General features: G+C 68.6%; 9 protein-coding genes. 5 read left to right on the forward strand and 4 right to left on the reverse strand.

Annotation, left to right across the window (positions count from 1 at the left end):
• Nucleotides 1-1,028 (forward strand): trehalose-phosphatase (otsB, locus tag JO059_RS07850; RefSeq protein WP_293315531.1); only part of this gene is annotated, 1,028 nt, incomplete at its 5' end.
• Nucleotides 1,029-1,122: 94 nt separating this feature from the next.
• On the opposite strand, the gene JO059_RS07855 is transcribed toward otsB, so the two are convergent.
• Nucleotides 1,123-1,992 (reverse strand): MaoC family dehydratase, encoded by an 870-nt coding sequence (locus JO059_RS07855; RefSeq protein ID WP_293315532.1) that lies wholly within the window; start codon nt 1,990-1,992, stop codon nt 1,123-1,125.
• Nucleotides 1,993-2,085: 93 nt separating this feature from the next.
• Here JO059_RS07855 and JO059_RS07860 point away from each other — a divergent pair, with 93 nt between their 5' ends.
• The 4 genes from JO059_RS07860 (at nt 2,086) to JO059_RS07875 (ending at nt 6,656) form a co-directional block, all read left to right on the forward strand.
• The gene (locus JO059_RS07860) at nt 2,086-2,790 is read left to right on the forward strand and encodes a histidine phosphatase family protein (RefSeq protein ID WP_293315533.1); all 705 of its coding nucleotides are present in this window, start codon (nt 2,086-2,088) and stop codon (nt 2,788-2,790) included.
• Between the two features lie 64 nt (nt 2,791-2,854).
• Nucleotides 2,855-4,891, forward strand: coding sequence for an SDR family oxidoreductase (locus JO059_RS07865; RefSeq protein ID WP_293315534.1), 2,037 nt, complete (start codon nt 2,855-2,857; stop codon nt 4,889-4,891).
• 37 nt (nt 4,892-4,928) lie between these two features.
• Nucleotides 4,929-5,672, forward strand: a complete 744-nt coding sequence (locus JO059_RS07870; protein ID WP_293315535.1) for a 2OG-Fe dioxygenase family protein — start codon at nt 4,929-4,931, stop codon at nt 5,670-5,672.
• Nucleotides 5,673-5,687: 15 nt separating this feature from the next.
• Nucleotides 5,688-6,656: a nucleoside hydrolase gene (locus JO059_RS07875; protein ID WP_293315536.1), complete on the forward strand. Its 969-nt coding sequence runs from the start codon at nt 5,688-5,690 to the stop codon at nt 6,654-6,656.
• Here JO059_RS07875 and JO059_RS07880 read toward each other — a convergent pair.
• The 3 genes from JO059_RS07880 to guaA all read right to left on the reverse strand — a co-directional run.
• On the reverse strand, nt 6,647-8,200 hold the full coding sequence (locus JO059_RS07880; protein ID WP_293315539.1) for a DNA polymerase Y family protein: 1,554 nt from the start codon (nt 8,198-8,200) through the stop codon (nt 6,647-6,649). The two genes, JO059_RS07875 and JO059_RS07880, sit on opposite strands and share 10 nt — an antisense overlap.
• A gap of 39 nt (nt 8,201-8,239) precedes the next feature.
• On the reverse strand, nt 8,240-8,929 hold the full coding sequence (locus JO059_RS07885; protein ID WP_293315537.1) for a hypothetical protein: 690 nt from the start codon (nt 8,927-8,929) through the stop codon (nt 8,240-8,242).
• Between the two features lie 179 nt (nt 8,930-9,108).
• On the reverse strand, nt 9,109-9,902 hold a 794-nt coding region (guaA, locus tag JO059_RS07890), incomplete at its 5' end, for a glutamine-hydrolyzing GMP synthase (protein WP_293315538.1).

Below are 9,902 nucleotides of genomic sequence, written 5' to 3' on the forward strand. Positions count from 1 at the left end.
GGGCTTTCTCGTCGAGCGGAGAGGATGTCCGTGACGCCCTGATTGCGGCGGCCGACGGGCTGTCGGTTCGCCCTGGACGGTGCGCCGTGATTGCCGCGGATGCGTCCGGCGTTCGGGCCGCGCGCGCCGGCGGCTTCGCTTTGGTCGTCGCGGTCGACGGCGACGAGCCGGAGCGCTCGGGCGCCGACGCGGTGGTCGCCGATCCGGGCGAGGTCAACGTGCGAACCGGCGACCGCAGGATGTCGGAGCTGCCCGACGCCATGGAGGCGGTGGCATCCCTGGCCGCACGGGGGCCGGCCGTGTTCTACGACTTCGACGGCACGCTGTCGGACATCGTCAACGATCCGGGCGCGGCCCGGCCCGTCGCCGGTGCGGTCGAGGCGCTGCAGGAGTTGGCCGCACGGTGCCCGGTCGCCGTGTTGTCCGGCCGGGACCTCGCCGATGTGACAAAGCGTCTCGGCGTGCCCGGCATTTGGTATGCCGGCAGCCACGGTTTCGAACTGACCGCTCCCGACGGGACACATCGTCAAAACGAAGAGGCGGCGGCGGCCATACCGGTCCTCGAGCAGGCGGCCGCCGAACTTCGCGACCGGCTGGGGTCGGTACCCGGAGTTGTCGTGGAGCACAAGCGATTCGGCGTAGCGGTGCATTACCGCAACGCCGCGCGTGATCGCGTCGCTGAGGTGGCCGCGGCGGTGCGTGCGGCGGGGCAACGCGACGCGCTCAGGGTGACGACGGGCCGCGAGGTCATCGAGCTGCGCCCCGACCTGGACTGGGACAAGGGAAAGACCCTTCGGTGGGTGATCGAGCATTTGAGTGCGGCCGAATCAGGCGCGCTCGTGCCGACCTATCTCGGCGACGACATCACCGATGAGGATGCGTTCGACGCTGTGGGGCAAGACGGTATCCCAATTCTCGTGCGGCACAACGAAGATGGTGATCGTGCCACCGCCGCGCGGTTTGCGCTCGAGAGTCCGGCACAGGTCGCGGAGTTCACCGGGCGGCTGGCGCGGCGGCTCGGCGCCTGATTCATTACCTGGCGGGTAATCGATGGAGCTATCAGTTTGCCGGGCCTGTCGGCAACGGGGCCTGCGCGTCGTCGGCGCGACGATGAAGCACGCGCTAGCCCGCGTACTCGACCGCGCCGTCGTCCAGCACCACCCGTGTGTCGGCGCCATCAGCCCCCGACGCTTCCGTGCGGAACACCGCCTTGCCCGGCTCGGTGCGCCAGATCAGCGTCGTCAGGGTCTCGCCGGGAAACACGGGGGACGTGAACCGCGATTCGATCGACGTGACGTTGGCGGCCGCGCCCTTACCGAGCTCGGCGACCAGCGCCCGTCCCGAAACCCCGTACGTGCACAGCCCGTGCAGGATCGGCTTGGGAAAGCCGGCCAGCTCCCGGGCGAACCAGGGATCGCTGTGCAGGGGGTTGCGGTCGCCGGACAACCGATAGATCAGCGCCTGGTCCTCGCGCGTCGGCAGCGGTATCCGGGCGTCGGGCTCGCGGTCCGGAAATTCGGGTGCGGTCGGCCGCTGACCCGGCGCTCCCCCGAATCCGCCCTCGCCGCGGATGACCAGCGTGGTGAGCGTCTCGGCGATCAGCTCTCCGGAGTCCAGGTCGGTGCCACGCCCGCGCAGCATGATGATCGCGTTCTTGCCCTGGCCCTTGTCCTGGATGTCGACGACCTCGGAGACCACCGACAGCTTCCCCGCCGGCGGCAGCGGCGCATGCAGCCGGATGCCCTGCGACCCGTGTAAAAGCATGGCCCAGTTGAATGTTCCGACCTTGCCGGCCGCGCCGAATGCGGGGCAGCAGATCACCGCGTAAGTGGGCAGCACCTGCTGCGTGATGCCGTGACTGTTCTCCGTCGTGAACGACAGATCCTGGGTTCCGCAACCGACGCCGAGCGCGTACAGCAGCGTTTCGCGGTCCGTCCATTCGAACAGCATCGGCTCCGTCGTCGCACCGACGGCGCTCGGATCAATGGCCATAAAGGAGTCCTTTCACGCGTTTTCTCGGCACCCAACCATCCCAAACATGCCAAACCCTTCCCACCGACGCCCTCGGCAGGGCAGGCTATCGCCATGCGCAAGCGCAGCATGATCTGGAAAGCGGCGGCGGTGCTCGCCGCAACGGTAATCCTGGCTGCTTGTGGCGGCGGCTCATCGCAGCCGCGCAGCATCACGCTGACATTCATCCGACATGCCGAGTCGGAGGCGAACGCGAGCGGGGTCATCGACACCTCGGTCCCGGGTCCCGGCCTGAGCCCGGCGGGCAAGGAGCAGGCCGAACGACTTGCCCACCAAGCTCACAACAACTTCGACGCCGTCTACGCCTCCACGATGGCGCGCGCCCAGCAAACCGCCGCCCCGATGGCCGCCGAACTGCACAAGCAAGTCGAGGTGCTGCCAGGCATTCAGGAGATCAACGCGGGCTGGTTTGAGGGCAAGCCGGTCTCGACGGCCTCCTCGACGTACCTGCTGGCGCCGGCGGACTGGCTCAAGAGCGACAGGCAGGACAGCATTCCGGGATCGGTCAACGGCAAGGAGTTCAACGACCGATTCACCGCCGCGGTTCAGAAGATCTACGACAGCGGCCACAGCAACCCGGTGGTGTTCTCGCATCTGTACGCCATCGAGTACTGGACGCTGATGAACGTCACGAATGCCAAGGACAGCCTGGCGACCAGTCATCCGCTGCCCAACACCGGCCGCGTGGTGATCACCGGAAATCCCATGACGGGCTGGACGCTGGTGGAATGGGACGGCATCAGCAACTTCTCCGGCTGAGTTCGGACGTCGATGGTGGCGACAGCCTGTTGACGTGCGCGCCCTGTGCCGCCACGATGACTGCATGCGGTATGTCGTTACCGGCGGTACCGGGTTTATTGGTCGCCGCGTCGTCTCCCGTCTGCTCGAAACCGGGCCGGACGCACAGGTCTGGGTGCTGGTCCGGCGCCAGTCGCTGGGACGCTTCGAACGCCTCGCCACCGAGTGGGGCGAACGCGCGAAGGTCCTCGGCGGCGAACTACCGGAACTTGCGCTGACCGAGGAGACGCTGTCCGAACTCGGTCGCATCGACCATGTGGTGCACTGCGCGGCGATCTACGACATCACTGCCGGCGAGCCGGAGCAAAGTACGACGACCGTCGCCGAAATTGCAGCCACCCGGGCGGTGATCGAACTCGCGCGGCGGTTGGACGCCACGTTGCACCACCTGTCGTCGATCGCCGTGGCGGGCGACTTCCCCGGTGATTACACCGAGGATCATTTCGACGTCGGGCAGCGGCTGCCGACCGCGTATCACCAGATGAAGTTCGAGGCCGAGTCGCTGGTGCGATCGGCGCCCGGATTGCGCCATCGCATCTACCGCCCGGGGGTGGTGGTGGGCGATTCGCGCACCGGAGAGATGGACAAGGTGGACGGGCCGTACTACTTCTTCGGGATACTGTCGGCGTTGGCCGCATTGCCCAGGTTGACTCCGATCCTGCTGCCGGACGCGGGACGAACCAACATCGTCCCGGTCGACTACGTCGTCGACGCGCTGGTGGCACTGATGCACGCTGAGGGCTGCGATGCGGGTTTGAATGGGCGAACGTTCCACCTCACGGCACCGAAATCTATTGGGCTGCGCGGCATTTACCGAGGTGTCGCCAGGGCGGCCGGGCTGCCGCCGGTGCGCGGGTCGCTGCCCAGCTCGGTGGCCGCGCCGGTGCTCAAGGCGCGCGGGCGTGCCAGGCTGCTGCGAGACATGGCTGCCACCCAGCTGGGAATTCCCGCCGAGATCTTCGACCTCGTCGACCTCAAGGCCACCTTCATCAGCGATGACACCCGAAAAGTCTTGCGCAACAATGGTGTTCGTGAAGTCCCCGAATTCGCCGGTTACGCGCCCGCGCTGTGGCGGTACTGGGCCGAGCACCTCGACCCGGGCCGGGCGCGTCGCGACGATCCGGACGGACCTCTGCGGGGCCGGCACGTCATCATCACCGGCGCCTCCAGCGGCATCGGGCGCGCATCGGCCATCGCCGTCGCCGAGCGCGGGGCGACCGTGTTCGCGCTAGCCCGCAACGCCGACGCGCTGGATCAGCTGGTCGCCGAGATTCGTGCCAAGGGCGGGCAGGCGCACGCATTCACCTGCGACGTCACCGACTCCGCATCGGTCGAGCACACCATCAAGGACATCCTGGGCCGCTTCGACCACGTCGACTACCTGGTGAACAACGCCGGCCGCTCGATTCGCCGCTCGGTAGCCAATTCCACCGAGCGACTACACGACTACGAACGCGTGATGGCGGTCAACTACTTCGGCGCCGTGCGGATGGTGCTGGCGTTGTTGCCGCACTGGCGCGACCGCCGCTTCGGTCACGTCGTCAACGTGTCCAGCGCCGGCGTGCAGGCGCGCAATCCCAAGTACAGCTCGTACCTGCCGAGCAAGGCCGCGCTGGATGCGTTCGCCGACGTCGTCGCGTCCGAGACGTTGTCCGACCACATCACGTTCACCAACATCCACATGCCACTGGTCGCCACACCCATGATCGCGCCGTCACAACGGCTCAACGCGCTGCCGGCGATCAGCGCCGAACGCGCCGCGGCCATGGTGGTCCGCGGGCTCGTCGAGAAGCCCCCGCGCATCGACACGCCACTGGGGACACTCGCCGAAGCCGGCAACTACTTCGCGCCGAGGACGTCTCGGCGAATCCTGCATCAGCTGTATCTCGGCTATCCGGATTCGCCGGCGGCGCGCGGGCTTTCGCCGGAGCCGGTTAAGGGCCGCGCGCCCAGACGCAGGCCGTCGCGCCCCCTGCGCGCGGTCAGCGGCGTCCGCACACCCATCCGCACACCAGGACCGGTCAAACGGCTGGTGCGCCTCGTGCCCGGAGTTCATTGGTAGACGTTTCGGCCAAACGCAAATGCGGTATTCCGGCGCGATGACCCGGATCCTTTGCGACGAGCGGACGCACGCCGACCCGGTGACCGCGGCGGCACAGCTCCTCACCACCACTGGCGTCGCCGTGATGACGGCGTTCGATGTGACGCGAAGCCTCGAAGTGGGCCGGGAGGAATGGACACGGTTCGCCCGGCACTGGCAGCATCTGGCGCCGGACCCCTACGCGGCTGAGCTCGGGGTGCAGCGGATGCGTCGCTACGGCCAGTACTCACTGCGTGACGGCGTGCTTCGCCCCATGCCCCGGCTGGCGTTCGTGCAGCCGGAGGACTCCAACCCGCTCTACATCGGCAAGGACCGCGAGTTCGAACTCCTGACCGACGCGTTCGCCGGGGATCCGCTGCTGCACAAGGTGATCAGGCTGCTCGCCCGGGTGGCCGACACCCTGGACGATGTGACCGACTGGAACGTCAAGGTGCACCCGTTCCGCATCCGATCGCGCACGGACGGGGACGGTCGCCCGACCCCCGAGGGCTTGCACCGCGACGGCGTCACGCTGGTCACCTCGCTGCTGGTCGGGCGGCGCAACGCCATCGGCGGCGAGAGCACGGTGTGTGACCTCGAAGGGCGGCAACTGCTGGCGACCACGCTCGCCGAGCCGGGGACGTTGATGCTGGGCGACGACCGGCGCACCCTGCACGCCGTCTCACCGATCCGGCCGATCGATGGCTCCGGCCCGGCTCAGCGTGACGTCCTGGTCATCACCTTCGCGTCGGCCTGGCCCTGACGTATCGTTGCCGCGGTGAACCGCGTCTTCGTCGATGTCGACACCGGCATCGACGACGCGATGTCCCTGATATATCTGCTGGCCAGCCCCGACGCCGAGGTCGTCGGCATCGCGTCGACGGGCGGAAACATCCGCGTGGAGCAGGTCTGCGCAAACAACCTTGGGTTGCTCGAATTGTGCCGAGCGCCAGGCATCCCCGTGTCCAAAGGAGCCGATGATCCGCTGCGCGGCCGATGGCCCCATCGCTCGAAGTTCCACGGTCCCGAGGGCTTGGGCTATGCCGCCCTGCCCCGCACCGACCGGCGGCTCACCGGCTACGACGCGACCGAGGCCTGGGTGTCCGCCGCGCGCTCCCATCCCGGGGATCTGATTGGTCTGGTCACCGGTCCGCTGACCAACCTGGCGCTTGCGCTGCGCGCCGAACCGGCGCTGCCGACGCTGCTGCGACGGCTGGTGATCATGGGCGGGTCCTTCGGGGACGCGGGCATTGGGGTCGACCCGCTGGCCGAATGGAACATCCGGGTGGATCCCGAGGCGGCCGCCGAGATATTTGCGGGCTGGGCAGGGCAGCAACAACTTCCGATCGTCTGCGGCCTGGACCTGACCCGGCGCGTCGCGATGACGCCGGAGATCCTGGCCGAGCTCGCGGCCTCGGCCGGCCCGTCCCCGTTGATCCCGATGATCGAGGATGCGATGCGGTTCTACTTCGAGTCCCACCGGGACCGCGGGCACGGGTATGTCGCCTTCATGCATGATCCGCTGGCCGCCGCGGTGGCGCTGGATCCGCGGCTGGTGTCGACCCGGGCTGCCACGGTGGACATCGAGCTGGCCGACACGCGCACCCGGGGCGTGACCGTCCCAGACTGGTCGGGCGATCGAAAAGCCAATGCGCTGATCGGCACGGACGTGGACGCTTCGGCGTTCTTCGACCGGTACATCGAGCGAGTCGCGCGGTTCGCACGCCGGCTCGCCGGCTACTCGTAGCTGCCCTCGAGATACCAGCGCCGCTGGCGATAGCACAGCAGAAACGCTCGCTGGCCCTCCAGCAAGACCTGGGCGCGGGCGGTGCGGCTTGCACCTTGACCGGCCACCGGGCGGTTATCCCACCACCGCTCGTCAACCGGCCAGGGTCCGGCCCACCAGCACAGCGGCTCATCGCTACCGTGCACGATCAGTCGCGAAGGATCCGCCGAGAACATTCCCCGGCTGGTCACCCTCACCGGATTTCCTTGGGCATCAAGGAGTTCCACCGACTCGTCCAGCAAAACGGCAGGCGAAGGCTCCGGCAGTTGCCCGGGCCACGGCGGACCCGGGTCGGCCTGTGGTACCGGTTCGTCACCCAAGGGGGTCAGCGTGATGCGTTCGGCGGGTCCGCGGCCGCCGGAGAGCACCGGCACCCGCACCGCCTCCGGACCGAGCAGCCCCTGCACTCGCAGCAGGGCCCGACGGGCCCGCAGCCTATCCTCTTCACCCAGGCCGCCCCATAGCGGCAACTGCAGCGCCTCGGCGGACACCACCTCCACCGCCTGCAGGCGCAACAGCGTCACCGGTGCGGTAGGCCCGGGGCTACGAGCCGTTCGGTTGCTCAACCACCCGTCCAGCTGCCAACGGACCCGGTCGGCGGTGGCGTCCTCGGTCAATGGTTCGGCACACCGCCACACCCGTTGCAGCTCTTCGCCGTTGGCGGTGACGGCGTGAATGGCCAGCCGAGTACAGCCCACTCCGGCGGCCATCAGCGTCTGGTGCAGCGCGCCGGCCAACGAGCGTCCGGCGAACGCTGCGGCATCGACCCGGTCGATCGGCGGATCGCAGTCCAGCACGGCCTCCAGCTCCGGCGGAGGCTCCCGCCCTGACGGTCCCCGCTCGGGTTCGCCGCGGGCCAACCGGTGCGCGGTCACCCCGTCGGCGCCGAATCGGGAGGCCACGTCGGTTCCGGACAACGCGGCGAACTGCCCGATGGTCCGGATTCCCATCCGCCACAACAGATCCACCAGCTCTTCGCGCCCCGGACCGGACAGGCTCGGCTCGGTGGCCAGCTGCCGTATCGACAGCACCGACAGAAACCTCGCATCACCTCCTGGCTCCACGACCCGGCCGGCGCGGGCGGCAAAGACCGCGGTGGCCAACTGGTCGGCGATCCCGACCTGACATTCGGCGCCCGCCACCGAACTCACCGCCACCGCGTCGATCAGCCGCTCGGCGGCCTTGTCCTCCGATCCGAAATAGCGGGCCGCCCCGCGCATCGGCAACACCAGGAGCCCGGGCCGCAGCACCTCGGCGCGGGGCACCAGATCGTCCACCGCGGCGATCACCCCTTCGAAGAAGCGGGCGTCGCGGTCGGCATCGGCCGTCGCGACGTGCAGTTGCGGACAACGGGCCGCCGCCTCCCGGCGCCGCAGCCCCCGTCGCACCCCCGCCGCTCGGGCGGCCGGCGAGCAGGCGATCACTCGATTGGCCAAAGTGACCGCGATCGGGGCCGTCACGGGCAGGTTCGCCGCCGCCGCCGCCGCGACCGCGGGCCAGTCCATGCACCAAATCGCCAGCGCCCGGGAACCAGACACCCGAATTCACCCGGCTCGCGCCCGGCCGATCACCCGCCTGCCCGCGCACACCCCGCTGACCTGCAGCCGCACCCTGCCGATCCGCCCGAATCCCGGGGCGGGCACCCCCCGACATCCCGGGGTGATCTCATAGCCGCAGACCCGGGCCGCGAGCCGCGTCGGCGCCCCCTGCCAATCGCCGTCGGTGACCAGCAGGGTGCACCTCTTGTTGCGAGCCCTCGCCACCACCGCCCGCGCACGTGTGTGCGGCACCCGACGCCCGCCCAGGCCGAGCACCACAAGATCCATGCCATCAATGAGCACCGCGGCCACCTCCACCGGATCGGTTCCTGGATCCGGTATCACCGCGAGCCGGCTCAGATCCGCCCCCATCTCCACGGCGGCCAGCAGGCAGATGTCCGGTTGGCCGACGATGGCGACGTTGCCCCCGGCGGCCGTTACGGCGGCCACCATGCTCAACAGCAGCGACCGGGCGCCCGACAGCATCACCACGGAGCCCCGCGGCAACGGCACCGCCAGCGATTCCGCAAGCCACTGCGGTAGCGCAAGCTGGGATTCCGATTCCGGCAGGAGGGCCTCGGCGGCGGCGCCTGTCCCGGACATCTTCCCGGACATTTGAGCCATTCGGCGGCGCAGCGATTCAAGCTGTTCAGCGCGGCTTTTTGGGCGGTGTTCGGAGGCCAAAGCCGCAGTCATCGCCGCCTCCCAGGATCGCTGTTTTCGAATGTATGTTCGACTTATCTGCAGTAAACACCCGGCCTCCGACAACCGTCAAGAAACGTGAGAGGCTGCTTTATGCGATCGGTGCTGGTGTGGCTGATGGTGTTGATTTGGTGGTGTTTCGCGGCTGCCCGCACACTCGCCTCAGCGAGGGCCTACTCCCATTCGATGGTGCCGGGTGGCTTGCTCGTGATGTCCAGCACCACGCGGTTGACCTCGGGCACCTCGTTGGTGATCCGGGTCGAAATGCGCTCCAGCACCTCGTAGGGCACCCGTGTCCAGTCGGCGGTCATGGCGTCCTCGCTGGACACCGGCCGCAGCACGATCGGGTGCCCATAGGTGCGGTTATCGCCCTGCACCCCCACCGAGCGGACGTCGGCCAGCAGCACCACCGGGCACTGCCAGATCTGGTTGTCCAAACCGGCCGCCGTGAGTTCCTCACGCGCGATCGAGTCGGCCCGCCGCAGCGTGTCCAACCGCTGCGCGGTAACCTCGCCGACGATCCGGATGCCCAGCCCCGGCCCCGGAAAGGGTTGGCGCGCAACGATTTCCTCCGGCAGTCCCAACTCCCGCCCAACGGCGCGCACCTCGTCCTTGAACAGTAACCGCAGCGGCTCGACGAGTTTGAACTTCAGGTCGCCGGGCAGGCCGCCGACATTGTGGTGGCTCTTGATGTTCGCGGTGCCGCTGCCTCCACCGGACTCCACCACGTCCGGATACAGCGTGCCCTGCACCAGAAACTCGACCCGAGAGTCGGTGTCTCCCACGATGTCTCGCACCGCGCCCTCGAAGGCCCGGATGAACTGTCGACCGATGATCTTGCGCTTGCCCTCGGGATTGTGCACGCCCGACAACGCCTGCAGGAAGCTATCCGCCGCATCGACGGTGACCAGGTTGGCGCCGGTGGCGGCGACGAAGTCGCGTTGCACTTGGTCGCGCTCGCCGGCGC

The sequence above is a fragment of the Mycobacterium sp. genome, from assembly GCF_019247615.1.
GTDB lineage: Bacteria > Actinomycetota > Actinomycetes > Mycobacteriales > Mycobacteriaceae > Mycobacterium.

Coding starts and splice junctions, on each gene's coding strand:
- JO059_RS07860 (WP_293315533.1), top strand. CDS start 2,086: ATGCGCAAGCGCAGCATGATCTGGAAAGCGGCGGCGGTGCTCGCCGCA.
- JO059_RS07885 (WP_293315537.1), bottom strand. CDS start 8,929: ATGACTGCGGCTTTGGCCTCCGAACACCGCCCAAAAAGCCGCGCTGAA.
- JO059_RS07855 (WP_293315532.1), bottom strand. CDS start 1,992: ATGGCCATTGATCCGAGCGCCGTCGGTGCGACGACGGAGCCGATGCTG.
- JO059_RS07865 (WP_293315534.1), top strand. CDS start 2,855: ATGCGGTATGTCGTTACCGGCGGTACCGGGTTTATTGGTCGCCGCGTC.
- JO059_RS07870 (WP_293315535.1), top strand. CDS start 4,929: ATGACCCGGATCCTTTGCGACGAGCGGACGCACGCCGACCCGGTGACC.
- JO059_RS07880 (WP_293315539.1), bottom strand. CDS start 8,200: ATGGACTGGCCCGCGGTCGCGGCGGCGGCGGCGGCGAACCTGCCCGTG.